General features: G+C 40.8%; 22 protein-coding genes and 4 pseudogenes. 16 read left to right on the forward strand and 10 right to left on the reverse strand.

Annotated features, from left to right (window positions below; all coding sequences use genetic code 11):
• Positions 1 to 18: 18 nt before the first annotated feature.
• Entirely contained in the window at positions 19 to 654 is a 636-nt protein-coding gene (locus tag ACIPUA_RS19555) for an IS1595 family transposase (RefSeq protein ID WP_265498985.1), read from the reverse strand.
• A gap of 357 nt (positions 655 to 1011) precedes the next feature.
• Here ACIPUA_RS19555 and ACIPUA_RS19560 point away from each other — a divergent pair, with 357 nt between their 5' ends.
• From ACIPUA_RS19560 to ACIPUA_RS19575, 4 genes are all read left to right on the forward strand, one after another.
• Positions 1012 to 1242, forward strand: a complete 231-nt coding sequence (locus ACIPUA_RS19560; protein ID WP_154611508.1) for a helix-turn-helix transcriptional regulator — start codon at positions 1012 to 1014, stop codon at positions 1240 to 1242.
• Between the two features lie 192 nt (positions 1243 to 1434).
• Positions 1435 to 2943: a YfjI family protein gene (locus ACIPUA_RS19565; RefSeq protein WP_210853294.1), complete on the forward strand. Its 1509-nt coding sequence runs from the start codon at positions 1435 to 1437 to the stop codon at positions 2941 to 2943.
• A gap of 374 nt (positions 2944 to 3317) precedes the next feature.
• Positions 3318 to 3944, forward strand: coding sequence for an inovirus Gp2 family protein (locus tag ACIPUA_RS19570; RefSeq protein ID WP_449060032.1), 627 nt, complete (start codon positions 3318 to 3320; stop codon positions 3942 to 3944).
• A gap of 7 nt (positions 3945 to 3951) precedes the next feature.
• On the forward strand, positions 3952 to 4131 hold the full coding sequence (locus tag ACIPUA_RS19575) for a YagK/YfjJ domain-containing protein (RefSeq protein ID WP_449060033.1): 180 nt from the start codon (positions 3952 to 3954) through the stop codon (positions 4129 to 4131).
• A gap of 273 nt (positions 4132 to 4404) precedes the next feature.
• Here the strand turns inward: ACIPUA_RS19575 and ACIPUA_RS19580 are convergent.
• Positions 4405 to 5022, reverse strand: a pseudogene (locus ACIPUA_RS19580) (IS4 family transposase); the annotation flags it as partial.
• A 194-nt stretch (positions 5023 to 5216) separates the two neighbouring features.
• Between ACIPUA_RS19580 and ACIPUA_RS19585 the strand changes: the two are divergent.
• Positions 5217 to 5855: a hypothetical protein gene (locus ACIPUA_RS19585; RefSeq protein ID WP_140179321.1), complete on the forward strand. Its 639-nt coding sequence runs from the start codon at positions 5217 to 5219 to the stop codon at positions 5853 to 5855.
• Here ACIPUA_RS19585 and ACIPUA_RS19590 read toward each other — a convergent pair.
• Positions 5824 to 6135 (reverse strand): annotated as a pseudogene (locus ACIPUA_RS19590) (type I restriction endonuclease subunit R, EcoR124 family); the annotation flags it as partial. The gene ACIPUA_RS19585 and the pseudogene ACIPUA_RS19590 overlap by 32 nt on opposite strands.
• Positions 6136 to 6231: 96 nt before the next feature.
• Between ACIPUA_RS19590 and ACIPUA_RS19595 the strand changes: the two are divergent.
• The 6 genes from ACIPUA_RS19595 to ACIPUA_RS19620 are packed head-to-tail and all read left to right on the forward strand — an operon-like array spanning position 6232 to position 14737.
• Positions 6232 to 6846 (forward strand): restriction endonuclease subunit S, encoded by a 615-nt coding sequence (locus ACIPUA_RS19595; RefSeq protein ID WP_433587424.1) that lies wholly within the window; start codon positions 6232 to 6234, stop codon positions 6844 to 6846.
• 12 nt (positions 6847 to 6858) lie between these two features.
• Complete coding sequence (locus tag ACIPUA_RS19600) at positions 6859 to 8373, forward strand: type I restriction-modification system subunit M (protein ID WP_449060034.1); 1515 nt, start codon at positions 6859 to 6861, stop codon at positions 8371 to 8373.
• The gene (locus ACIPUA_RS19605) at positions 8363 to 9541 is read left to right on the forward strand and encodes a restriction endonuclease subunit S (RefSeq protein WP_449060035.1); all 1179 of its coding nucleotides are present in this window, start codon (positions 8363 to 8365) and stop codon (positions 9539 to 9541) included. The genes ACIPUA_RS19600 and ACIPUA_RS19605 overlap by 11 nt, the downstream gene beginning before the upstream one ends.
• A gap of 56 nt (positions 9542 to 9597) precedes the next feature.
• A complete protein-coding gene (locus ACIPUA_RS19610; RefSeq protein ID WP_369515532.1) occupies positions 9598 to 10695 on the forward strand; it encodes a PDDEXK-like family protein in 1098 nt (365 codons plus the stop codon).
• Positions 10692 to 13961: a type I restriction endonuclease subunit R gene (locus ACIPUA_RS19615; protein WP_449060036.1), complete on the forward strand. Its 3270-nt coding sequence runs from the start codon at positions 10692 to 10694 to the stop codon at positions 13959 to 13961. Before ACIPUA_RS19610 ends, ACIPUA_RS19615 begins: the two co-directional genes overlap by 4 nt.
• Positions 13961 to 14737, forward strand: coding sequence for a M48 family metallopeptidase (locus ACIPUA_RS19620; RefSeq protein WP_449060037.1), 777 nt, complete (start codon positions 13961 to 13963; stop codon positions 14735 to 14737). The genes ACIPUA_RS19615 and ACIPUA_RS19620 overlap by 1 nt, the downstream gene beginning before the upstream one ends.
• A 375-nt stretch (positions 14738 to 15112) precedes the next feature.
• Here ACIPUA_RS19620 and ACIPUA_RS19625 read toward each other — a convergent pair whose 3' ends face one another.
• Positions 15113 to 15562 (reverse strand): IrmA family protein, encoded by a 450-nt coding sequence (locus ACIPUA_RS19625; protein WP_449060038.1) that lies wholly within the window; start codon positions 15560 to 15562, stop codon positions 15113 to 15115.
• 745 nt (positions 15563 to 16307) lie between these two features.
• Between ACIPUA_RS19625 and ACIPUA_RS19630 the strand changes: the two genes are divergently transcribed.
• The 3 genes from ACIPUA_RS19630 to ACIPUA_RS19640 are packed head-to-tail and all read left to right on the forward strand — an operon-like array spanning position 16308 to position 17900.
• Complete coding sequence (locus ACIPUA_RS19630) at positions 16308 to 17411, forward strand: hypothetical protein (protein WP_449060039.1); 1104 nt, start codon at positions 16308 to 16310, stop codon at positions 17409 to 17411.
• Complete coding sequence (locus ACIPUA_RS19635; protein ID WP_272570981.1) at positions 17402 to 17746, forward strand: hypothetical protein; 345 nt, start codon at positions 17402 to 17404, stop codon at positions 17744 to 17746. The genes ACIPUA_RS19630 and ACIPUA_RS19635 overlap by 10 nt, the downstream gene beginning before the upstream one ends.
• Complete coding sequence (locus tag ACIPUA_RS19640) at positions 17733 to 17900, forward strand: hypothetical protein (RefSeq protein WP_369107622.1); 168 nt, start codon at positions 17733 to 17735, stop codon at positions 17898 to 17900. The genes ACIPUA_RS19635 and ACIPUA_RS19640 overlap by 14 nt, the downstream gene beginning before the upstream one ends.
• A gap of 655 nt (positions 17901 to 18555) precedes the next feature.
• Here the strand turns inward: ACIPUA_RS19640 and ACIPUA_RS19645 are convergent.
• The 3 genes and pseudogenes from ACIPUA_RS19645 to ACIPUA_RS19655 form a co-directional block, all read right to left on the reverse strand.
• The gene (locus ACIPUA_RS19645; protein WP_154632373.1) at positions 18556 to 19887 is read right to left on the reverse strand and encodes a reverse transcriptase domain-containing protein; all 1332 of its coding nucleotides are present in this window, start codon (positions 19885 to 19887) and stop codon (positions 18556 to 18558) included.
• A gap of 4 nt (positions 19888 to 19891) precedes the next feature.
• The gene (locus ACIPUA_RS19650) at positions 19892 to 20539 is read right to left on the reverse strand and encodes an SLATT domain-containing protein (protein ID WP_449060040.1); all 648 of its coding nucleotides are present in this window, start codon (positions 20537 to 20539) and stop codon (positions 19892 to 19894) included.
• Between the two features lie 535 nt (positions 20540 to 21074).
• Positions 21075 to 21400 (reverse strand): annotated as a pseudogene (locus tag ACIPUA_RS19655) (transposase); the annotation flags it as partial.
• A 46-nt stretch (positions 21401 to 21446) separates the two neighbouring features.
• Between ACIPUA_RS19655 and ACIPUA_RS19660 the strand changes: the two are divergent.
• Both ACIPUA_RS19660 and ACIPUA_RS19665 read left to right on the forward strand, forming a co-directional pair.
• On the forward strand, positions 21447 to 21665 hold the full coding sequence (locus ACIPUA_RS19660; RefSeq protein WP_410480035.1) for a GmrSD restriction endonuclease domain-containing protein: 219 nt from the start codon (positions 21447 to 21449) through the stop codon (positions 21663 to 21665).
• A gap of 4 nt (positions 21666 to 21669) precedes the next feature.
• Positions 21670 to 21822 carry a hypothetical protein gene (locus ACIPUA_RS19665; RefSeq protein WP_449060041.1) on the forward strand — a complete coding sequence of 51 codons (153 nt, stop codon included), beginning with the start codon at positions 21670 to 21672 and terminating at the stop codon, positions 21820 to 21822.
• Positions 21823 to 22124: 302 nt separating this feature from the next.
• On the opposite strand, the pseudogene ACIPUA_RS19670 reads toward ACIPUA_RS19665, so the two are convergent.
• The 3 genes and pseudogenes from ACIPUA_RS19670 to istA form a co-directional block, all read right to left on the reverse strand.
• Positions 22125 to 23042, reverse strand: a pseudogene (locus ACIPUA_RS19670) (tyrosine-type recombinase/integrase); the annotation flags it as partial.
• Between the two features lie 67 nt (positions 23043 to 23109).
• The gene (gene istB / locus ACIPUA_RS19675; protein WP_040133147.1) at positions 23110 to 23886 is read right to left on the reverse strand and encodes an IS21-like element helper ATPase IstB; all 777 of its coding nucleotides are present in this window, start codon (positions 23884 to 23886) and stop codon (positions 23110 to 23112) included.
• Positions 23883 to 24905, reverse strand: a complete 1023-nt coding sequence (gene istA, locus ACIPUA_RS19680; protein WP_316928257.1) for an IS21 family transposase — start codon at positions 24903 to 24905, stop codon at positions 23883 to 23885. Before istA ends, istB begins: the two co-directional genes overlap by 4 nt.
• Positions 24906 to 24997: the final 92 nt, after the last annotated feature.

Consider the following 24997-nt stretch of genomic DNA (forward strand, 5'->3'; position numbering starts at 1 on the left):
AATTTTACCTTTAACTATCTATTTTAGCATAGTTAATTGTTGTTTTGCACTAGGTGTGTTAAATCGCCATTCACACTCTTTTAAATACAGCTCAAAATGAGCCTTCGGAATACCGTTAAATTTACGCATGTGACGCTTCGCTTGGTTCCAAAAATTCTCTATGCCATTGATGTGATTTTGCCGGTCTTTTTTGTCGACAAACTGGGTGCTGTGATTGATCCTGTAATGCTTAAAATCGCTCACATCCAGTACGTCATAACTGGCAAAATTATCTGTGTAGACGATGCTGTCAGGGTAAATTTTTGACTCAATTATTGGCAGTAATGTCCTCGATTTAGCATCGGGTATGACCTTGGTATAAACCTTGCCACCACGCTTGAGAAGCCCGAAAACAGGCACTTTTCCAGCTGCCCCTCTACCGCGCTGACCTTTACGACGCCCCCCAAAATAACTTTCGTCCAATTCAATCTCGCCATCAAACCAAGTGTGCTTATCAACGTGCTCAGCTATCAGCACTCTGAGGCGATGGAAATAGTAAGCGGCTGTGTTTCTGTGGACACCAACTAACTCTGCGGCAATTCGTACCGAAGTACCTTCAATAAATAGCTTAAATAGCAGTTTCTGTTTGCACAGACTAGCCCTACTTTTTCTTATAGAACGGTCCTTATAACCTTAGCTATTTAGCACAGCCCCAATCATAAAATATTTATTCATAAACGATGCCCTAACGAGATAGTTTCATAGTATCCAAAGTTTTATTTTACTTCAGCCTATACTCAAACAAAAATCCACACTTTAAATGAGTGATATTATCAAGATAAAAACTAACTCTGTGAGACTAGGATTATCTTATTTTTTAACATAACCAATAATAACTCCTTTTAAATCAATGAGTTTAAATACTTTATTAATAATTCTATATTATCTTGCTAATAAAAGCTTAGTACCATTTCCTTAGGTATTTCTATCTGTAATGATTAATCCACTTTTAGCAAATACTAAGGAATCACTATGAATACAAATACCCCAAACTCAACGTTACGTATGGAGCTTCTTAAACGTTATGGAGAACCTCGTGATCGCCTAGTTCGTGAAAAAGAGCGAAAAATAATCACATCGATATCCCGCACAACCGCATGGAAACTAGAACGGGAAGGTAAATTCCCTAAACGTAAGCAGCTAGGCCCTAAATCCTGTGCCTGGTTGTTAAGTGATTTACTGATATGGATTAATGAAAAGTAAGGCTCCTATTAGTCATAACTGTATTAATTAAATAAAGACTAAATTGAATAAATAAATTTATCAAGTATTTTTTGATTAATTATTTATCAGGGTAACTTTATCTTTTTTTTACCATTCTGATTATTGCTATTTCTGCTATTAATAGCAGGAGTAGCAGTTAACTTAATTAGTTTTAAATAGAGAAATTTAAATATGAATAAAAATACATTCCCCATTGATGCTCTACCGAACATTATCAAAGATGCCATTAATGAAGTTCACAAAAATACCCAAGCGCCCATTCCTTTAATTGCTGTATCTGCTTTAGGAGTTATGTCTTTAGCTTGTCAGAACCAAATCAACGTTTTGAGATATAATAATGATAGTATGCCTGTCTCTCTTTTTTTTCTAACTTTAGCTGAATCAGGGGAAAGGAAAAGTACCGTCGATAAACTATTCATGAAACCCATTTATCAAATGGAGGCTGAACTTAATCAAAAATATCAAACTGAAATGAGTGCTTATCGCCATGATAAAAAGTTATTTGACCTCAAGAAAAAGTCATTATCTAAACTCATTACTACCGCATACCAAAAAGGTAATGACCTATCTGATTTTGAGGCACAATTTAAAGTTTTGTCTAATTCTGAGCCCAAAGAGCCCATTCTATATAAATTTTGTTTTAATGATGCGACACCACAAGCAATTAAAGATCACCTCAGCAAAGGCTCTAATTCCATAGGCTTGATGTCAGATGAAGCAGGAGTTGTTTTCGAGGGGAGAGCTCTGAATGAGCTCGGCTTCATTAATAAGATGTGGGATGGGAGCCCATTTTCTGTCTCTCGTAAGAGTGAAGAAGATCAATATATTAAAGATGCAAGAATGACATTATCCTTAATGGTTCAACCTACTATATTCAAAGAATTTATACAAAAAAAGGGAGATAAAGCTAAAGATATTGGCTTTTTTGCCCGATGTTTGATTAGCCAACCAGCATCAACCCAAGGTTATAGAATAATTACAGATACAACATCATACTCTGAATATTTAACTAAATTTCATCATCGCTTAACAGAAATATTATCATTAACAACAATACAAAATCGCAATAGAATTAATATAAGATATAACCTATCCCTTTCTGACGAAGCAAAAGCTCACTGGATTGATACTTATAATGATATAGAGAAAAATTTGATGGAATCAGGCACACTTTATCACCATAAGGAGTTTGGCTCTAAAATGGCTGAGCATTGGCTCCGCTTAGCAGCGATAATACATTATTTTTCATATGATAAAAAATTAATCTCATTAGATAGCTTACAATCTGCGGGAAAACTAGTTCACTGGTTTTATCTTGAACAACTAAAGTTATTTCCAGCTAATGATGAAATCTCCGTAGCTAATCGAGATGCCGATACTCTATCTGTATGGCTAAATAATTTTTTTGATAAAAATAATATAAAAGAAATTAATAAGAACTACATTCGACAATATGGCCCTAACAGTTTAAGGGACTCAAAAAGATTGGATAAATCACTTTTTATATTAGCATCTAGACTTGAATTCTTTTCAAAGAAAAAAAATAAAACAACGTATATTTACCGATTTGATTTAAATGATTTATTACAGGTTAAAGATGGACCTTCTGAGTACATTCCCATGATGGAGGCAATAGGCAGTCAAAATTATTTAAACCAAGATTTTACAGTGAAACGTTAGGTATCATTGCATAGAATTACATTTAAATCCTTATTTTTTCTAGTTATACACATTAACTCCAGAGTGGTTATTTATTAACCAACTGTGATATAAAGGGGGCTGAGTGATATTATTGATGTTGGATAGGTAATATACTTCTAATCTATTACTGATCTATTTAATCTAATATCCCATATATAGATCTATTAATTAACTGGTATATATCTACTAGCCATATAATCCTATTAGTGAATATCACTATAAATACATATTCATCATTAGGTCTGTAATCGAATTAACCATTAACGCAAACTGGGTATAGGTAACCCTCATTACCTATACCCTACCCTTTAAATTAATCACTGAGCCATTATCCATGGCTCTAAGGTAAACTTATGTCTAATGATAACGATTCCATTTATAACCCTGATTATATAAGAATCATAGAAAAGACCTTAACCCGTTCCTTAACTGACTATACACGTATTATGGCATTACGTGTAGACTTACGGTTTCCTGTCATAGATAACCACGGGGATATGCCAACCTGCTTTATTAACCTAGATAAAGTGATGTCTCGTTTCATTGATTCATTAAACGCTAAGCTTAAACATTATCAATACAGTAAAAGGCGAAAAGGTCAACGTACTTACCTTAACCGATTGCGTTACGTATGGGTAAAAGAACAATCCAGTTCTGAGCTCCCTCACTACCACTGTGTATTAATCTTCAATAAAGACGCCTACTATCACCTAGGAGACTATAACTTAGATGAACCGAGTCTAAGGACGATGATCACGTCCGCGTGGTACAGTGCGTTACAGCTCCAATTAGACCCTATCTCAGACCCGACTGGCGCATTAGTACACTATCCTAATAACGGTAAGTATTGCTTAAATCAGAATTCAATGACGTTTGAAGCGGATCGAGCGGTATTAATGGAACGGTTACATTACTTAGCCAAAGAGCACACTAAAATCTATCGTGCTAGTTCCCGGAGCATAGGTTATAGCCTTTCATAATTGTTACATGGGTGATAACCGTACTGTAGTTCACTACTCAGAAAACTATCGGTACTGTTTAAACAAAGAAGCATCATCCTTTACTGATGATTATAATGTGGTTCCAGGACAATTAAATTACCTAGCCAAAGAATACTCTAAACACTACAGTTCGAATTACCGTACGATAGGCTATAGTCAGTACTAGATGCGACTTAGGCAGGTAGTGGGCGCTACCTGCCTTTTAAAAGGGTTCCACTGATAGCCGCAATCCTCGTCTGTTAGGGACTAGTCTGATACGGGCTAATATCATGGAACAAAACGCCGAAGGCCGCTGCAACACGCCACCTTGGTTCAAGCTCTTTTATCTCAACAGGTGTGCCACTGAAAGCCTCTGTCCTCACGGACAGGGGCTTTTTTGCTTTTAAATCAACCTAAAAGTCAGCCTCTTATAGCCTAAAGTCTTTGAGTGACTAGATTATATATCATGTAAGCTACTGATAGATTTCCAGTTTTCTGCTCCTAGGTCTGCATATTGTACTTTTCCTCTTACTCGACCTAACCAGTACCAACCTAGCTTCTCAACGGATTTATACCATGGCACTTTAAAGCCAGCATCACTGACAATGAGCGGTGTGGTGTTACTCGGTAGAATGCTCGCAAGGTCGGCTAGAAATTGGTCATGAGCTTTCTTTGAACATTGCTCTGAAAGCGGGAACGCTTTCTCATAAAGAGTAACAGAACGACCGTGTAGTGCGACTGAAGTTCGCAATACCATAAGCCGTTTTTGCTCACGAATATCAGACCAGTCAACAAGTACAATGGGCATCGTATTGCCCGAACAGATAAAGCTAGCATGCCAACGGTATACAGCGAGTCGCTCTTTGTGGAGGTGACGATTACCTAACAATCGGTCGATTCGTTTGATGTTATGTTTTGTTCTCGCTTTGGGTGGCAGGTTACGGCCAAGTTTGGTAAGAGTGAGAGTTTTACAGTCAAGTAAGGCGTGGCAAGCCAACGTTAAGCTGTTGAGTCGTTTTAAGTGTAATTCGGGGCAGAATTGGTAAAGAGAGTCGTGTAAAATATCGAGTTCGCACATCTTGTTGTCTGATTATTGATTTTTGGCGAAACCATTTGATCATATGACAAGATGTGTATCTACCTTAACTTAATGATTTTGATAAAAATCATTAGGGGATTCATCAGCACTTAGTGTGGCTTTTTTTACGTAAAAATAAATTAGCACAATAGGTGCCTTAAATTAATGATTAATCATTCAATGGTAACAACTAAGTGAAAATAATAAATGTAGTTTCTTTATTTCTTATATCCATAATATCTATAACTACCTGGGCTAACTCGGATAATGAACCAATATCTTTAAAAAAGATAGCCCAAAAAAATACTCTCAGTGATCTAAACTCTGCACCATTCGGATTTAGATGGGGTGATGATTTAGATGAGGTTAAAAGCAAACTAGCAGAGCCATATGAAATAATTAATGATCCCAAAAGATGCCCATTCGTAGTCGTAAAAGCCAATAACTTAGATGAAACAATAAAAAATACTGGAGAATATGAACTGCTGATTATGCCCAAATATAATAGATTTACTTTCAATGGGTTACTTGCTATCAGCTATAAAAGTCAACCGGCCAATGTGAAGGACTATCATAATCTTCTTGGTAAAATTATTAATAGTTTAAAAAGAAATTATGGTGTGCTAAAGCAGGCGAGAAGTATGAATGGAATGGAACGTTATTACTCTTTTGAAGGTGATAATTTTGTGATTAGCCTTACAGGGGAGCAATATAAAGATTCTTTTTATATTGATTTAGAGTACGCTTTTATTGGCTATGAATATAATCAAGATACAGAGCTTGGTTATTCCATCGCAATGGAAGAGTGTAAAAAGCAAAGAAGCCAGCATTAAAATTTTCTGCTTTTAGATATTCACCAAAAAGCTTGGCAAATTCTTTTTTATCTTGTTCTTTTTCAATATGTTCTGGGGTTGGAAAGCGTTCTTTCAACTCTTTTACGATATCGATAAAACCTCGACGCACTTGACCTGTAACAATATCGTTAAAGCCTTCCATATACTCCTTATAGCTCTTCTCCAGTACAACATTTTTGGTATTTTTGTCTCCAAACAAGGTGATGGCATCAATGGTTGCCTGCTCTGAGTCCCGGAAGGTAACAATATTGCCAAAGGTTTAATTTGCATCATTTAATTACTGTAGTTAAGTGTTGCAACGTTCTTCATAAGTGGCAGAATAAGTAAATTATTCAAAGTGTGGAGAACAAGGCCAATGATTGAAGGAGTCAGCTCCTCGACATTAGTGACCTTATCGGATTTGGTGACCATTCAAGCGGGCTACCCGTTTCGGGGGGCCATACGCGATATTCCTAGTGGTTCAGTGAAAGCGGTACAAGCTAAAGATATCTCTGAACTTGGCGAGTTAATCTACAGCGATTTAATCGTCACCGATCTAACAGGTAAACGTGAACCTGATTGGCTCAAAAAAGGCGATATTTTGTTTAGTGCCAAAGGGGCAAAGCATATTGCCAGCTATGTTGATGGCGACTTAGAAAACACGACCTGCGCACCTAATCTGTTTCTTTTACACCTTAAATCGAAATGGCAAGGTTTAGTGAACACTCAATTTTTAACCTGGCAGCTAAATCAAACCCCTGCACAGCAGTATTTTAAACGCAGTGCCGAAGGCAGTTTTCAAATTAGCATTCGTAAGCCAGTGCTGGCAGCAACACCGATTGCCTTACCCAGTATCGAAACCCAGAACACCATTGCCAAGCTTTATGCCGCCAGCATTAAAGAAAATGCCCTACTGCATAAGCTAATTAATAACCGTCAGCAGCAGTTAAATGCGATTGCAACTGACTTAATGAATTCATCTAACAATTAAGAGCTAGGATTTATGCCACATACCTTAATCAACCAATCCGAAATCAACAAAGCGGTATGGAATGCCTGTGATACCTTCCGAGGTACAGTCGATCCATCCATATACAAAGACTTTATTCTTACCATGCTGTTCTTAAAGTACATCTCCGATGTGCACCAAGATAAAGTCGAAGAGCTAAAAGCCGAATACGGTGATATTCCTGAACTGATCGCCGAAATGCTCGAAAGCCAGTCGTTTAAGATTCCAGCAGGCAGCTCATTCTGGGATTTGTATGAAGCACGTTTTGAAGCAGGTAATGGAACCCGCATTGATACCGCACTCCACGCGATTGAAGAAGCGAATACTAAACTCAAAGGCGTTTTCCAAGACATTAGCTTTAACACCGATAAACTCGGTGATGAAAAGCAGAAAAACGATATTCTGCGCCACTTACTAGAAGACTTCGGTAAGCCAACCCTTAGCCTACGCCCAAGCCGTGTTGGTTCTCTGGATGTGATTGGTAACGCTTACGAATACCTGATCAAACACTTTGCAGCGGGTAGCGGTAAATCGGCAGGCGAATTCTATACCCCTGCGGAAGTGTCCGATCTGCTATCGATTATCCTTGCACCGCAAGAAGGCGATACCATTTGTGACCCTGCCTGTGGTTCTGGCTCGCTATTGATGAAGTGTGGCAAGCAAGTACAGAAGAACTTTGGTGGTTCGAAGAAATATGCCCTTTATGGTCAGGAAGCGATTGGATCAACTTGGTCACTGGCGAAAATGAACATGTTCCTGCACGGCGAAGATAACCACCGCATTGAATGGGGCGACACCATTCGTAACCCGAAACTTCAGGATACCAACGGTGGCTTGCTACACTTTGATGTGGTGACCGCCAACCCGCCATTTAGCTTAGATAAATGGGGCCATGAAGATGCCGAAAACGATCACTTTGGCCGCTTCCGCCGTGGTGTGCCGCCAAAAACCAAAGGCGACTATGCGTTTATCTCGCATATGATTGAAACCTTGAAGCCACAAACTGGGCGTATGGGTGTGGTGGTGCCGCATGGGGTGTTATTCCGCGCTTCATCAGAAGGCAAAATTCGCCAACAACTGATTGAAGAAAACTTGCTCGATGCGGTGATTGGCCTGCCAGAAAAACTCTTCTTTGGCACAGGCATTCCTGCGGCCATTCTGATTTTTAAAAAGCATAAAGACGATAAAAACGTGCTGTTTATCGATGCCTCGCGTGAGTTTAAATCGGGCAAAAATCAGAACGTGCTGACCGAAGAAAACATCCAGAAGATTGTCGATACCTACAAAGCGCGTGAAAGCGTGGATAAATATGCTTACCTAGCGACGTTAGAAGAAATTGCTGAAAACGACTTTAACCTTAATATTCCGCGTTATGTTGATACCTTTGAGGAAGAAGAAGAGATCGACTTGATGGCAGTTCGCAGTGAACGTTTGGCGTTGCAAAATGAACTGGCTGATCTGGAAGCGGAAATGGCAGGCTACTTGGAGGAGTTGGGTTATGGTGCCTAAGGGATGGGATATTCGACCCCTATTTGAAATTTCAAAAATTACATCAGGTGGTACACCAAGCCGAGAAAAACCTGAGTATTGGGAAAATGGAATGATTCCTTGGGTACGAACTACCGAGGTTCAAAACTGTATTTTAAATTTAGAGGATGTGCAGGAGTATATCAGTGAACTAGGCCTAAAAAATTCTTCGGCAAAGATTGTACCAGCAGGCACGGTATTACTTGCGATGATTGGGCAAGGGAAAACAAGAGGTCAGGTTGCTCTTTTAACGTTTGAAGCGACAACTAATCAGAACTGTGCCGCAATTATTTTCAATGATGATCAAGAACCAGCTTTTTACTTTAATTTTCTTTTGAGTCAATACGAAAAAATCAGAGGAATGAGTAACTCAGCAGGCCAGAGTAACTTGAGTGGTGCACTAGTAAAATTAATTACAGTCCCCGTACCCCCACTACCAGAACAACGCAAAATCGCCAAAATCCTCTCCACTTGGGATAAAGCGATTGCAACCACCGAAAAGCTCATTGCAACCAGCCAGCAGCAGAAAAAAGCCCTGATGCAGCAGTTGTTGACGGGTAAGAAACGGTTGGTTAATCCTGAAACTGGGAAGGTGTTTGAAGGGGAGTGGGAGCACCAGAGATTAGCATCACTTTGCACAATAAAAACCGGCAAGAAGGATGTAAACGAAGGTAATCCAGAAGGGAATTACCCTTTTTTCACCTGTGCGAGTGAGCCGACCAAAAGTGATAACTACTCCTATGACTGCGAAGCGCTTTTGATCGCTGGTAATGGGATGCTTGGAAAAACTCATTATTTCAACGGCAAATTTGAGGCTTACCAGAGAACATATATTCTTTCGGAATTTATTGGGATTGATGTCCCTTTTCTTCATCAGTATATCCTCTATTGGCTGATGCGAGATATAGATCGAGAAAAGCAACATGGCGCGATGCCGTATATTAAGCTCGGCCTCCTTCAGAATTTCAAAGTGCTTTTACCATCTATCGCAGAACAACAAAAAATCGCTGCCATACTTTCCTGTGCCGATCAGGAAATCACCGCTTTGCAACAAAAGCTCGATGCCTTAAAACAAGAGAAAAAGGCACTGATGCAGCAGTTGTTGACGGGTAAGCGCAGAGTCAAAGTGGATGAAAACGTCGCCGCATAATAATTAGCAAATACCGCCCGAATAACGGGCGGTCAAATAATAAATAAAGGCTAGGCATGGATACAAACGCATTGGAACGAATGCAGCAACTGTTAGCGGAGTTTAAAAAACTAGAGCCAGTTGAAGTTGCAGAGCCCACCATTTTTAGTATTGGGAGTAAGGGGTATTACGAAAATCCCACTACCGATATTTTGGCATTCTTTTGTGACAGCAACGGTCAACATCAACTCGGTGATACTGCACTAAGGGCACTACTGACTTGTTTACCTAAAGACTATCGTTCTCTAGATTGCGCATTAACCGAAGTGCCCGAGCGAGAAGTCAAAACTCAAGCAGGCAAACGTATTGATTTACTGCTAGAAAGTGCTGATTGGGTGATGGTGTTAGAGAATAAAATCTACCATCAGCAAAATAATCCGTTTGATGACTATGAACGTTTTGTTCGAGAAGAGCAAAATCAAACCCGCTTTGCAGGTAAACAGGTTATTTTTGTAGTGCTTTCTCCAACAGGTGAAGCGTTACCAAGTGGCTGGCATGGCATCAGCTATCCCTCGTTAATTTCTGCTTTAAAAACTCAGCTAGCGGAACAGTTTCTTTCCCAACCTATCCATAAATGGACGCTATTGCTGCGTGAATTCATCTTACATTTGGAGAGCCTTATGTCTCAGCCATCGGTTAATCAACAAACCCTCGATTTTGTCTTAGATAACCTCTCTACTATTAAAGAGCTTCAGGAAACTAAACAGCAAGCGATAAACGACTATCATCAAAGGCTGAAAACGGCACTTCAGTCCAAACTAGGAAAAGAGATTGCGATTCGGTTACATCATTGGAGCGGATATCCTGCTTTGCGATTTGCTTTAGCGAGCTGGAAAGATACCAATTCGGATGTTGTGCTATTTCTTTCTGGTGAAAAAGGTGAATCTTCAATTAATGTTTACGCCCACCTAGAGGGAGATTCTGATGAAAGTAAAGCAGACTCGTTGATTCTCACTGCTTGTAATGTTGAACGTTGGATTGAAGGGAATGGTACTTATCGCGGGTATAGAATCAAACTTGCCACCATGCCTGAAGATGACATTATTCAATTTATTGGTGAACGCCTTCAAGAACTGGATACGTTTGAACGTGAGTATTGGGGAGATGAGTCATGAGTTCACCTTTGCCTAATTTTCGCGAAGAGCACAGTGCCAAAATACCCGCACTAACGCTGCTCACCAACCTTGGCTACCAATTTATTCCGCCTGCTGAATGCTTGGCGATGCGTGGCCGCTTATCATCAGTGATTCTACCCAATGTGCTGCGCAGTGTGCTGAAACACAAAACCCATACCTTTATGGGTAAAGCCTATCCGCTTTCAGATTCGGCTATCGATAAAATCATTCAAGAGCTGGCGACCCCAGCGATGAACGCAGGCTTAAGAGCCGCGAATGAAAAGCTCTACAATGCCCTAACCTATGGCATCAGTGTGACGGAATTTATCGATGGCAAAAAGACCAATCCAACCATTCAAATCATCGATTGGGAAACGCCAGAGAATAACCAATTCCACTTCACCGAAGAGATGGAAATTGAAAATGCCCACGGCACAGGTAAACGCATTCCCGATGTGGTGTGTTTTGTTAACGGCCTGCCTTGGGTAGTGATTGAAGCGAAACGCCCAGACTCTTCTCATGAAGGCAAACCGACGATTTCCGAAGGGATTTCGCAAAATATCCGTAATCAGAAAAACGACGAAATTCCTCATCTGTTTGCCTACAGCCAATTGCTGCTTTCAATAAATGGTAACGATGGTTTGTACGGTACTTGCGGCACACCCGAGAAGTTTTGGGCAAAATGGAAAGAAGAAGAGATCACCGAAGCGACCTATCTTCGCCTGAAAAACACCCCATTAGCGCAAGATAAACTCGACCTGCTGTTTAACCATCGCCCAGCCAAAGTGCGCGACGAATATCTGTCACTGATTGCTGGCGGTGAACTCGTTGTCACCGACCAAGACCGCTTATTGGTGTCTCTGCTGCGCCATGATCGCCTGTTAGAAATGACGCGCCTGTTTACCTTATTCGATAAAAAAGCAGGCAAAATCGTTGCCCGTTATCAGCAGGTCTTTGGCATTAAAGCCCTGATTGAACGAGTGACTTCGTTTGATGATAATGGGGCACGTAACGGCGGCGTGATTTGGCATACCACAGGTTCGGGCAAATCGTTCACTATGGTCTTTTTGTCGAAAGCGTTAATCTGGTTAGAAGCGCTGAAAAAGTGTCGCGTAGTCGTCGTGACCGACCGTGTTGACTTGGAAGATCAATTAGCTCGCACGTTCGCCTCTGGTGGAGCGTTATCGGATAAAGACAAAAAAGAGGCAATGGCGACGACTGGCAAACGCCTTGCCGAGCAAATTGGTAAAGGCAATGAGCGAATTATTTTCTCTATCATCAATAAATTCGGTACGGCAGTCACTTTGCCAGAGTGCTACAACGACAGCCCCGATATTATTGTGTTGGTCGATGAAGGCCACCGTAGCCAAAACGGTTCCAACAATATCTTTATGCAGCAAGCTTTACCCAAAGCTGCTTACATTGGTTTTACGGGGACGCCACTGCTGAAAGATGATAAGACCGAAAACAAATTCGGAAAAATCATCCACTCCTACACCATGCAGCAAGCGGTGGAAGACAAAACCGTTACGCCGCTTTTGTATGAAGAGCGTATTCCAGAACTCAGCACCAATGATCGTGCAATTGATGCCTGGTTTGACCGTACAACGGATAAACTGTCGGAAAAACAGCGTACTGACCTGAAGAAAAAATTCTCCCAGAAAGGCCAGATCTACCAAACCGAAGGACGTTTGGAGTTAATCGCTTATGATATTTCCGACCACTTCCAAAACTTCAAAAGCCAAGGCTTAAAAGGCCAACTGGCGTGTGACTCTAAAGCATCAGCAATCCAATACAAAAAACTATTGGATAAGATTGGTAAAGTCACCTCGGTGGTAGCGATGTCGCCACCTGATACCCGTGAAGGCCACGATACCGTTGATGGCGAAAGCAAAGACTTGGTACAGAATTGGTGGAAAGAGAACGTTGGTAGCATGGACGAAAAAGCCTACACCAAACAGATCATCGAAGCCTTTGGTCGTGAAGATGGCCCCGACATTATGATTGTGGTGGATAAACTGCTGACTGGTTTTGATGAACCAAAAAACACTGTGCTTTATATCGATAAACCACTGAAGCAGCATAACCTCATTCAAGCGATTGCTCGCGTAAACCGTCTGCACCAGAAAAAACAATTCGGTTATCTGATCGATTATCGCGGCATCCTCAAAGAGCTAGATTCCACTATTGCTGATTACCAAGAACTGGCTGAGCGCACTCAAGGTGGATTCGACATTGAGGATCTCAAAGGCTTATATAGCCGTATGGATACCGAATATAAAAAGCTGCCGAGTTTGTATAACGACCTATGGGCTATTTTTGCTGATGTGAAAAACAAGCAAGATGGTCAGGCGCTACGCCAAGCTCTAACACCTAAGATTGAAACCATTGATGGTCAACTGACCGATACCAATCTGAAAAAACGCGAAGATTTCTATTCAGCACTGACGCTGTTCGCAAACTGTTTAAAAGTGGCTCTCCAATCAGCAACCTATTTTGATGATAAGAGCTTCGACGATAAGCGTGATTTGTATAAAAAGACGCTAAAATCGATGTCTGAACTGCGTAAGCAAGTACGTGAAGATGCTGAAGAAACCGTAGATTACGATCAGTATGCCGAAGATATTCGGGCGCTGCTAGATAAACATATTGGTGGCGTTGAAATCAAAGAGCCAGACGGTGCTTATCTGGTCGGTAATATGGGTAAAGCCGCCAAACCTGAAGAGATGAGTGACGACGAGGCCCGCAACAAAAAAGATGTTATCACTGGTCGTGTAACCAAAATGATTGAGCAAGATTTAGCAGATGACCCTTACGCACAAGAGTATTTCTCTGATCTGCTGAAAAAGGCAATTGAACAAGCCAAAGAGATGTTTGATGCACCTGTAAAACAATATCTGCTATTTGCTGATTTTGAAGAGCAAGTGAAAGAGCGCAAAGTTGAAGGTATCCCAACTGACCGTTTCGCCGAGCTTGATCCCAAGATTAAACGCAATGTTCAGGCTTATTATGGTTTGTTTCTAAAACACCTTCCAATCAATCCGTTATCAGAACAGGAATGCTTCGACTACGCCGTTAATATTGATGAGTGTGTCAAATCAGCGGTAGCGGAATTCTCAATTAATCCGTCTGAAATTGAAAACCAAATCAGGCTAAAACTACTGCCGCTGTTAGTTCGTGACGCTGGGCTAGGTTTAGATGCTGCCAAGCTTATTCTTGCCGATATCATTCAAATCACTCGCTTAGGCGTGGCAGGTCATCATTAATGACATCGGTAAGTTCTAAAGAAGGCAAGCTAGAAGAGTACAGCTTCATCTATGGTGATGAAGCGGTGACTTATGAAGTGGTGCGTAAGCCTCATCCAGAAGGTAAGAAGCGCAAGATAGCGATAAAGGTACATCCTAATTGCGAAGTTGTGGTGAATGCTCCTGATGATGCCGAACGTAGTGATATCCATGACGCTGTCATGAAGCGAGCGAAATGGATTTATGCTGCTTTGAAGGAGTTTCGTGGTCACTTGCAATATGTGCAGGCCAAAGAATACGTCAGCGGTGAAATGCAGTTCTACCTTGGTAGACGTTACGTTCTCAAAGTGGTTGAAGACCGAGATGCTATTTCTAACGTCAAAATGGAACGAGGCAAACTGCTAGTGACGCTAAACCGCTTTAACGAAGATAAGCAAGCTCTGACCAAAGCTTTGGTTTCAGGCTGGTATAGCGTGCGTGCCGAGCATATCTTCCACGAACGCTTAGCCGCATTGTTGCCACAAACCACTTGGGTGAAAGGAATTCCGAGTTTTCGGGTTCTGCCGATGACCAAACAATGGGGAAGCTGCTCAACGAAGGGTAATCTCATGCTGAATCCACATTTGGTCAAAGCACCCAAAGAGTGTATCGACTACGTAATTTTGCATGAGCTATGCCATATTGCCGAGCACAACCACAGCGAGCGTTTCTGGCGTTTGCTAACCAGTGTTATGCCGAATTGGAAAGAGGTGAAAAGCCGTTTAGATGGAATGGCGGAGTTATATTTGAGTGAATAAGGATCGATTAAATGAGTTTGTTCAATAAGTTAGTACTCCCAACAATACCAGAACCTCTGGTTTGTTTCAGACCATCATTTATCATGCGTCTTGTTTATCCCATTCAACCAATGGCTTAATACTCAGTTTATCAAGTCATGACTGGCATCGCATCATCACATTAAACTGATCCGCTCAACGCAGTTATTCATCCACAATGACTCAATCATCTCTACGGGTTGAAGCTGGACTGATGGATATAAAACACGGAATAGGCTCCAACCTAATTAAATGTATACTTAGTGGTTTGAGGTTTGAGGTTTGAGGTTTGAGGTTTGAAAATTTGATAAGCAACTAACATCTAGTAACTTCAGATCAAATCTGAAGTTACATAAATTATTTTTTCCCTGCCACACTCATCTTAGCCAGCTCTGGATTATTGGCCTCAAAGATCGATAGTGGTAACTCAACCTTACGTCCATTCTGATCTTCTACAGCTTTAACCACTTCGAATTCAGCGATATCCTCACAAGGGATTTCTAACCCAGTAAATGTGGCTCGAGATGCACCGGTATCACCAAACGGATCAACTTCTAACACCTCATCACCTAGTACTTTTCCTTGCCTATCTTTCATTCGCAGCGTGAGTTCAAGGGCACCAAATCCAGCATGGTCTAACACCATATGGTTACCGCCATTATCAAGGATAAATGAGTAACCACAATAGCCTCGATTAATAAAGTTTGAGCTGGTATGCGTAATACTCGCATAGCGTTGTTCTTCCGCCATTACTGATGTGCTCAGAGCTAAAACACCAACAGCAACCAATAAATTGATTTTATTCATAAGTAATTCCTTATTAGACGTTACCATCATTTTAATGATGTACTAAATTCAAGGGCACACGACTGTGCCCAAAACGGATAATTATAATAAATGTCCCCTTATATAAATAGGAAAGCCATTTCTCATTTTGCATATAAACTATTTGTGTCTAATGTTGTAAATACTCGCATTACACTGGTATTATCTCCTGCTAAAGGATAAATATTGGATGATTGTTGTTCAAGTTAATTTTCACGAGCCTTAATGAGTATTTTGGATAAAGGATTTTTATGATTGACGAAAACAGCATGTTGCGAGCAAGTTTGCTATCCTATCGCAATAGCAAATTGCTTAATGAGAACGCCGATATAATATCGATTGTTGAATTTATCATTTATTCTGATAGTAGATTTACCGACCAAATCTCAGATGAGGAAGCATATTCTTTTTTTAATATGCTTCCATTGTCCTATGATGATGTGGTTCCTTCTATTACAATACGAGCTAATTGGTCATTTGTACGCAGATAAAGGAAACAATACGGCCTAGATCAGTGGTGAGATAAATTACTATGATCACAAGCAATATGTGAATGTCCGTCTGGTAGGAGGCATTGTTAGGACAATACCACTTGCACCATAGGCCATCCCGCGGACACTAAATAAGCCTTTATCAATCAGTCTGTCACATGGGATCCACTATTCCGTCATGCTGACGGACAGCAGCCTTGAACATAGCTCTGCTTAAAAAAGCACATGAGGACGTAATGGCGAATATATGGTACAAAATTAAATCGGTTTTCATAGCAGAACCGGAAGATGCATACTGGAATCAAAGAGCAACCAACTTGGACTATCTGGTAAAGCGGCATACGGGTGAAATTGTAGTTGACCCGACCACCGCTCACTTGTCTCTGGATGACCGGGCCAAAATGGCAATCGATACGGTAGACTTCAAGACGATGCTTGCCGACCTGGAGATATCGACGGACTATCGTGCACTCAATTCCAATGATATTGTTGTGGCAATTTGCATTGGGATCATGGGGGCTGGCGCTGCACATATGACAAATCTCTATGCTGATGCACTGGAAGAAAAGTTCGTAAAGCTGCATGAATATTTTAAGCCTGTGGGTAAAGGTACCAGTCCCTTAGATTACCGGGCAGGTGCTAACCATCGATCTATCTTTGGGCACGACTTTAATCTCAATCAGAAACTACCAGACGGTTATACGTATGATGGGCAAGATGTCGGTGGGCAAACTGTATATTCGCTGGTGCTAAAATACCTCGAAAGTAATTTTCCCGGGAGCAGTGGACTCGGCCTGCATCTTAAAGCAATCCTGCATATTCTGACCCACTATCTTTCCGATTTACCCACAACGAAAGGGTTACCTTTACCCTTTTCTTCTTTTTTTACAGAATGGAAAGAGGATCCCACCAAATCATCAGGCTATGCGGCTTCTAACCCTTTGATGGAAGCTCTGGGAGATGAATACGGAACTATAAACACAGCTGATATATCTAGCTACGCTGTCATGAAGCTGCTTTTACTCTCTTATGCCGCTTTTGCTCATAGGGGACTGGATACTCCAGAAGATGAAAAAGAGCTACATAAGACGCAACTTGCGGTGATCGCTTATGGCACTGCACTTGTTATACAGATGATTCTGCTGGTAACAGGAACTCTTGGGCGAACCGGAAAGCTGAACTACCTTATTGCTGGCCCGTTCCTCTGGAACAGTGCCCGATCGGTGTTGATAGTTCATAAACAGCATCGTCAGGTCATGACTCATTACGAGAAATCTATTTCCGTACTTAATGACAGCGAATCAAATTTTGACAATTGGGTAAAAACTGTATGCGCTTAGTAAACCATGCCACTAATACAAAAAACTTTTATCATTTTGAAGACTCCGATGATTATTGCGAGCCTACTGTAGTAACAGCAGCAGCTGAGCGTTTGCGGCAAAGCAAAGATCTTAAGGCCACTGATGTAGCCCAACTCGAAACGATTGTCTCGCTTGAACTGCTGAGGTATAAGTACGCTTCTGGTGAAATGACGGTGGATGATTTAAAGTCGCAGATACAAAAACTGCGTAATACTTTAATTGATGTCCATGGCCGGGAACCTTTCGATAACGGCAATATAGACAAAGGTTTCTACAGATTTCTGAACGAGGAATATGGTCTTGTCACAAAGTAAAAACATCCTGGCTGCTGTTGGGTTATTAGTGACTGCAATTTCATCAGCTTTTGCAGGGAAAAAGGCTTCGGACGCTCTTGAAAAACGTCGTAAAAAATCGATTGAAAAGGAAGAGGATGGGATTGATAAAAAACTGAAAAAGGACGGCAAATGATTATTTTATTGATTGTTATTGCATTAATTTTTTTTGTTATTATATTTGGCGCCAATGAGGTGCCCAGACGAAGAAGGCATCAGGCGATGCAGGAGGCAAAAAAGAAAAGGTTTCGTGATAGTGACCAGAGATGAATGACGAAGTATTACGATCACGCATATGTAGCATATTGATGATGTCCACTTCCCGTTATCTGATATGTATTAGCTCAGACTTGAACTAACAGGTGTTGGGTAGAACATAACTAAACCTGACCGGCTGGTCTGAGCGAAATGCGGACGTACAGTAAACTGTCCACTACCCTTATTGTCGATATCCCACTCACTGTTCCAATTCAGCCATCGTCAACTCGGCAACTTTTATTGTTGTTGAGGCAGTATCGTTACTTGAGAGGGTCCAGGTGTCAGAGGACATTAAAGCTTGAAACTCGACAATGAATACTGAAACCATGACAATAAAGTCCGAAACTTTTCGATGCTATTTGTCGCAGTCTGCCTTTTGTTCTAACAAGCTTTTGCCCCAAAGCAAGTTAGTTACAGTTTAAGCCTCACGTCTTTGAATCATTATTTGGTCTATTTTACCTAATGCCAGTAATGCCTGTCTGGCATCTATAGGATCGAGGAAACATCTCCCCTTGTTTAACCGGACACGTAACCTAGTAACCAAAGTCTTTCACATCAACTTCTAGCTCTCTGACTTGAGAACCTATTTTTTTATGGAAGTGGTAACGAATTTCTTCATCAGGTATATTGGTCAAATCAAAACTAAAATATTGAACTAACACCTCTTTCATCTCAGGTACGTCATACTGGTCGAAGTTTGGTACATAACTGGTGTTATATTTGTTGTGGCTAATTTCTTTGAAAGTACGAACAAACTTTTTAGGTTTGATTTCTACCTCAAAACGCTTACATAAGCGCAGGACATAATGATCTAGTCTGTGGAGTAGTTTTTCATCATTGATCTCAGCGAAGAAAAATTGCCAACCCTTACATTTCTTCTCAAACACACAGCCAGTGATTCGTAGGTTCAATCGCCATTCTAAAATTTTTAAGCTCTTATTTTTAGAGTGCTTATAGCTTGTAAAAATTCCTGCAAGAGAAGCCTTTAACTTTTCAATCGAACCGTTTCTTGCAGAGATATGCTCATTGGTAAATTGATACCCAAGATAATCAAAACCGTTAGCAAGTGAGTCAATTTTTGACTTCTCTGGCGCGTTCTCAGGGCTGTGTATTTTTAAACCAATATTGCGAAACTTCTTGATAATGATTTGTGCTAGATCACGTGCTTGATCAGCAGAACAAAGAACTAATACATCATCAACGTAGCGGTAGCATTTTACGTTAGGCAATTCAGATAAAAATTTGTCAATGTTTTGGAGGTAGATGGCAGCAAGGATGTTGGAAACAGCCAACCCTTGAGGTACGCCTACTTCACTTGGCTTATCATCCTTTCTCGAAACTAGAACTGAAGGGGCAGTGACAGCCGAAAAGATCATGTCTAGTATGTGATCTTGCCTAATGCGCTTTCTCAATTGAGAGCGTAGGTTTTTATGTCTTATCGATGGATAAAAATTCGAAACATCTAACTTAATATAGCTATCAAAGTCACCAGATAAAGTGTGAGCCTTGACATCTTTAATGACATCTTGAGGAAGCGTGAACTTCACTGATTCTGCAAATCTGTCTTGTAGAAAGTTACACATTGCACGTAATGCAATTCTATCTCTCACTGTCGGGATAGAGATTTCACGAGGGGCTTTATTTCTCCCTTTAGTCAGCAACTTTAGCTTGTACTTGGAAAACGTATACGAACCTTCAATCATTTTACGAGAAATGATTTCAATTTGTGGGTCTAACTGTTTTCTAAAAGAATACTGATTCATATTGTCTATGCCAGTCGCACCAGAATATACAACATAATTGGAAAAGATTTCTTTTAGATTCTCGTGCCTAAACTCTTTATTAAATTGGTCTTGTACACGCATTTTATCAACCAGTACAAGTTGGAGTGGATAAGAATAAAGACGAGTTTAATGCAAGCAATATCAGTACTGGCAAGACATAGAAAAACACAAGAGTTAACAATCTAACAACAAAATAAGATACCGTTAAAAACCAGTGATGTGATGTTGGTATTCTAGTAAGAGCTTGTTTGGGTTGTTGTTTGTTTTCCGAGGTGTCTGAATGGAAATCTTTGCTTACTTGTCTTACGCTGCTAGTACTTGCCCAATACTCTTGGCATAGTGCGATGGCAAAATCTTTGTCAGTGTGGTTTTCACAAGCATTTAGCTTAGATTCGTAGGCTGTTGATAAAGTGTCCAAATCAGGATCTGGCTTGGAGGCTTGATGCATAATGCTATTCAAACTTTCATAACATTCTTTGATTAGGTTTGCTCTTTCCTTAAATGAAAGCCCATTGATGAAACCTGAAATGCAAAGTACGAGGACAGAATATACAACCCAAGAGATTGCTTCGATTCCATTTTGTGGGTTATTTAGATAATAAACGGATACGGCGACAGAGAAGAATGAATACCAGAGTAGTATTACTTGTGAGTGAAAAGCGTTAGATAAAAGTCGTTTCTCTGTTTGGATTCGAGCTTTTCTTGTCCACCAAATATTGTCTGCTAAAGCCACCTTCTTCTCCTAATGTTGGGGGGGTGCTTCATAGAGGTAGTTTAGTTTACAATAAGTTAACACTCCTACTGGAGTAAGCATATACGAGATACACTAAGGTCGAACCCTTCGAAATTAGTTTCACTCTTATTGCTAAGAGTGGACAGTTACTAAGACCTGTCACCACTATGAAACACAGTGTGTATGTTACATTTTCGGAGTTCGAAGCTCAATAATTTTTTGTCACCGTTAAGCTAGTTTCCATACTTTAGGTAATTAAAGAATCAATAATTTAGCAAAATCACTGGCTCACTTCTGTCCAAAAGTGAGTTTCAATCTTTGTTGTCACAATTTTTCTTTGGATAGGCACGTTGATTGAATCTAAGTATTGATCTTTATTGTCATACATACCTTCTATTGACACGAAAGAACGGACTGCGAAGGCAAAAAAGTTTCAAACATTATTGTCTTCCGACACCAGGCAGTTGAAAGACCACACCATGCAATTATCCATTTGAGCAGGCGTTCTCTGTCCAGCTCAGCCATTCTGGTGACGATAATGCGCTCTGAGTTTCCCGATCACCGAGACCTGTTCAGGGAGTCTGACATCAAGAGCGCGGTAGCCTTTTTTAATATTTCGTTTTCCATTTCAATACGTTGAATTTTTTTCTTCAGCTTACGTATCTCAATTTGTTCCGGCGTGATAGGGGATGCTTTCGGTGTTTTGCCTGCCCGTTCGTCCCGTAATTGCTTTACCCACCGCGTCAAGGTGGAAAGCCCGACATTCATGGCTTTCGCGGCATCTGCAACTGTATAGTTCTGATCCACAACCAGCTGGGCTGATTCACGTCTGAATTCTGCACTGAAATTTCGTTTTTTCATTAAGGCACCTGTGTTGTTCTGAGGTGAGCATATCACCTCTGTTCAGGTGGCCAAATTTATTAAACCACTACACAACCAACAAATTGAACATATAGCACCGCGCACGCCTACTGATGGAAGTCCTCTCGAAACAGGATATGAACTCAATGAGCAGGGTGAATATTCCGAGGACTTTAGCTCTGAATACCTCAATTGTCTTGGCAACCTGATGCTCATATCAGGGGTCGCACAATGCGTCCATCGGAAACAAACCATTTGCCGATAAGTTAATGTCTTACAGAAAGACCCCCATTCTTAACCAACAGGCTGAGATTGCTTCTTTCGTTAAAGATAGCGAGAACTCAGTGTGGGATTGTGAAGCAATAGATAAACGGCATAACAAAATCGTAGACTTTGCGATCACTGAGTGGTCATTTCGGTAAAGGGTAACCAGCCATTATCCAGAATCTATTGAGACTGGATAGTGGCAACAGGCGGTTCATATATGTCGCAAAGTTATGGAGAAGCACAAGCGAGCTGATTTTCAGATATTTACCCTGTGATTTTGTACCTAATTATTTGCAAAAATCGATAGTAGATTAAACTCCTATTAATAAAGTCTAGATGGTTAAAATCGGTCAGATTTGGTGTGGATTTGCCTGTAGTGACATAAGTTTTCTACAGCCCATGCCTTCTATTGTTAATAAGAGATAAAAGAGCTAGCCATATTGGCTAGCTCTTTAGTTTAAGGCAAGAGATAATCAGCCCACGCTTGCATCATAGGGCGTCGCTGATCTAATAGGTCCGTTCGGTGATAAGCTGCTTCCACTTTATTTTTGACTGTATGAGCGAGTGCTCTTTCAGCTAAATCCCGAGAATAGCCATGCTCAGAGCACCAATCCCGGAAAGTTGAACGAAAGCCATGTGCTGTTGCAACGCGATTAGGATTATCGCTTGGGGCTTTCGTACGCCGTAAGAATGCAGTGAGCACCATGTCGGAAAGGACAACTTGTTTTCTGGGGGAAGGAAAAACCAATTCATCATGTAGCCCTTTTAAGCTATGGAGTAGCGACATAGCTTGATCCGATAAGGGAACTCGATGCTGCATGCCAGCTTTCATTCTTTCGGCTGGGATAGTCCAAACTCGTTGTTTAAAATCAATTTCTCCCCATCGCATGGCTCTAGCCTCTCCAGAACGTGAGGCGGTGAGTATGACAAATAAGAGTAAGGCACGAGTGACATTGTATCGTTCATCTGTGGATACATAGGTTGCAATATAAAGAGGGAGTGATTTCCATGGCATTGCAGGTTGATGTTCGGTACGGATACTCACGCTGATTTGTTGTGGTAATAAATGGGCGACCACATCGACAGGGTTAGCAGAACAATAACTATGTGCCCATGCCCATTGCATAACCGCATGGATACGTTGTTTGACGCGAGAGGCAGTTTCGGAGCGAGTTAACCAGATAGGGCGTAATGTGTCAGCTATATCAGCGGGGGCAATGGTATCTAATGTCATTGAGCCGATAAATGGAAATACATATTGTTCCAGTGTAGTGATCCATTGTTTACCGTGTTTTTCATTTTTCCAGCCAGGAAGTAATTCAGTATGAAGTTTACGAGCAGCATCTTCAAAAGAAGGGATTGATGGCTTCTCGGATGTCAATGGCAGTTTAATTTTGCCCCCTTTAAGGCTCCAGTTGGCAATTTACAATTGACCCCATTGACTACACTTCAGACACGATTGGCGCAATGCCTATTTTACGCTTATCCTTTAAACGATAACTTTCACCGCTAATTTGAATCACATGACAGTGATGCAATAATCTATCTAACATCGCAGCTGTCAATGTTGTATCATGGGCAAATGCGCTTGCCCATTGACTGAAGGGCAAATTACTAGTTAATAACGTACTTCCTTTTTCGTACCGCTTGGCTATTACGTTGAAAAAGAGATTCGCTTCTTCTCGCCCAAAAGGTAAATAACCAATTTCATCAATAATTAGGAGCTTGGGACTTATCACAACCCGTTGTAAGTAGGATTTTAATTTACCTTGATTATGTGCGGTTCCCAGTTGTAACATTAAATCTGCTGCGGTAATAAATCGCGTTTTTATATTCGACATAATCGCTTTATAGCCGAGAGCTATCGCTAAATGGGTTTTTCCAACACCGCTCGGACCCAGCATAACAACGTTCTCATGACGTTCAATAAAACTGAGACCCGATAATTCAATTAGTTGGGATTTAGGAACACCGCTCGCAAAGTTAAAGTCATATTCCTCAAGCGTTTTGATGTTAGGTAACCCTGCAAACTGCAAGAGTGTCGCCTTAGTACGCTGCATCTTAGCATTGATTTCCTCAATCAGAAGTTTTTCAATAAAGTCAGCATACGACCCTTCTTGTTCAAGGTGTTTTTCAGCAATCCTAGGCCAGCTTTCAGGTAATGCGTAGAGTCCTAGTTGGCGACAAGCATCAGCAATACGTTCAGATTGTAAATTCATAATGTTCCCTGCAACAGTTGATCATAGACGCTAAGCGGATGCTGTAGGCTTTCAAATGGCATCGGTGTCATCTTTATCTTCTGATAGCTATCAATATTGCCAAACTTTATCGGCAATGGCAGTAAGGCATTCTGCTCTGTGATTAAGCGTTGGTTCGGTATTTCACCTGTCGTACCGTGGACTCTTGCATTGGCAACTTGAGTTAACCAGTAACCGACATAACCATTTGCAGTTTGGACATCCAGTTGTAACTCTGACATCCTTAATGTTGCTTGTAATGGCACAACAAAGCTTGATTTTAGGTAACGGTTAAAACGTTCAACTTTCCCCTTTGTTTTGGCTCGATAAGGGCGACAAACGGTCAGGTTAAAACCATAATCCTGAGCAAGAGATAAAAGCTTAGGATTCCAACGATGCTCTCCTACTCGGTAAGCATCACGCTCAAGGATGATCGCCTTTGCGTTATCAAAAAGAATCTCATGAGGAACACCGCCAAAAAACTCGAAGCTACGGACTAATCCATCAACCCATGCATCGGTTCGTTCATTGTCATAAAAATGAACATAACTGGCTCGAGAGTAACCTAGCGTTGCAACAAACGCCTTTAATGCCTGTTTACCTCGCCGAATAATGGTAAAATCAACTTGCAACTGCTTTCCTGGCTTTGTTTCAAATCGTACAAGAGGTTCTGGCAATGCTTTAGGTTTTAAAGTCGCTAGATATCCACTTAATATTCGACGTTTTCCTTGATATCCCAAAGCAAGAATTTCTTCATAAAGAACGGATGCCGGTATCCAATCAGGATGAGCCGCATCAATCCGAGACTGAATATAGTCTTTAAATGGCTCTAGTTTGCTTGGACGATGAGTTTTACGCTGATAAACAGGTTTAGTATCAGTACGTTGCAAATACTTTTTAATCGTATTACGCGCTAGACCTGTTTCACGAGCAATCCTTTTGATCGACTTCCCCTGTTGTTTGAGAACTTTTATTGTCACAACCTTCTCCTGAGTTAACATTGAAAAGCGGCCTCACAAGTAAAACCGCTATATTACGTCAGGGGTCAAAATTCAATTGCCAATATGGGGTCATTTTTACACTGCCAGTAACA

The organism is Providencia sp. AGC89 (assembly GCF_053543535.1).

Excerpts from the sequence above, each read along its gene's own strand:
- ACIPUA_RS19575 (WP_449060033.1), top strand. The coding sequence starts at position 3,952 with ATGGGTGATAACCGTACTGTAGTTCACTACTCAGAAAACTATCGGTAC.
- ACIPUA_RS19630 (WP_449060039.1), top strand. The coding sequence starts at position 16,308 with ATGGCGAATATATGGTACAAAATTAAATCGGTTTTCATAGCAGAACCG.
- ACIPUA_RS19595 (WP_433587424.1), top strand. The coding sequence starts at position 6,232 with ATGATTGAAGGAGTCAGCTCCTCGACATTAGTGACCTTATCGGATTTG.
- ACIPUA_RS19620 (WP_449060037.1), top strand. The coding sequence starts at position 13,961 with ATGACATCGGTAAGTTCTAAAGAAGGCAAGCTAGAAGAGTACAGCTTC.
- ACIPUA_RS19600 (WP_449060034.1), top strand. The coding sequence starts at position 6,859 with ATGCCACATACCTTAATCAACCAATCCGAAATCAACAAAGCGGTATGG.
- ACIPUA_RS19570 (WP_449060032.1), top strand. The coding sequence starts at position 3,318 with ATGTCTAATGATAACGATTCCATTTATAACCCTGATTATATAAGAATC.
- ACIPUA_RS19565 (WP_210853294.1), top strand. The coding sequence starts at position 1,435 with ATGAATAAAAATACATTCCCCATTGATGCTCTACCGAACATTATCAAA.
- ACIPUA_RS19625 (WP_449060038.1), bottom strand. The coding sequence starts at position 15,562 with ATGAATAAAATCAATTTATTGGTTGCTGTTGGTGTTTTAGCTCTGAGC.
- ACIPUA_RS19610 (WP_369515532.1), top strand. The coding sequence starts at position 9,598 with ATGGATACAAACGCATTGGAACGAATGCAGCAACTGTTAGCGGAGTTT.
- ACIPUA_RS19605 (WP_449060035.1), top strand. The coding sequence starts at position 8,363 with ATGGTGCCTAAGGGATGGGATATTCGACCCCTATTTGAAATTTCAAAA.
- ACIPUA_RS19560 (WP_154611508.1), top strand. The coding sequence starts at position 1,012 with ATGAATACAAATACCCCAAACTCAACGTTACGTATGGAGCTTCTTAAA.
- ACIPUA_RS19635 (WP_272570981.1), top strand. The coding sequence starts at position 17,402 with ATGCGCTTAGTAAACCATGCCACTAATACAAAAAACTTTTATCATTTT.
- ACIPUA_RS19615 (WP_449060036.1), top strand. The coding sequence starts at position 10,692 with ATGAGTTCACCTTTGCCTAATTTTCGCGAAGAGCACAGTGCCAAAATA.
- istA (WP_316928257.1), bottom strand. The coding sequence starts at position 24,905 with ATGTTAACTCAGGAGAAGGTTGTGACAATAAAAGTTCTCAAACAACAG.
- ACIPUA_RS19665 (WP_449060041.1), top strand. The coding sequence starts at position 21,670 with ATGTCTTACAGAAAGACCCCCATTCTTAACCAACAGGCTGAGATTGCT.
- ACIPUA_RS19645 (WP_154632373.1), bottom strand. The coding sequence starts at position 19,887 with ATGCGTGTACAAGACCAATTTAATAAAGAGTTTAGGCACGAGAATCTA.
- istB (WP_040133147.1), bottom strand. The coding sequence starts at position 23,886 with ATGAATTTACAATCTGAACGTATTGCTGATGCTTGTCGCCAACTAGGA.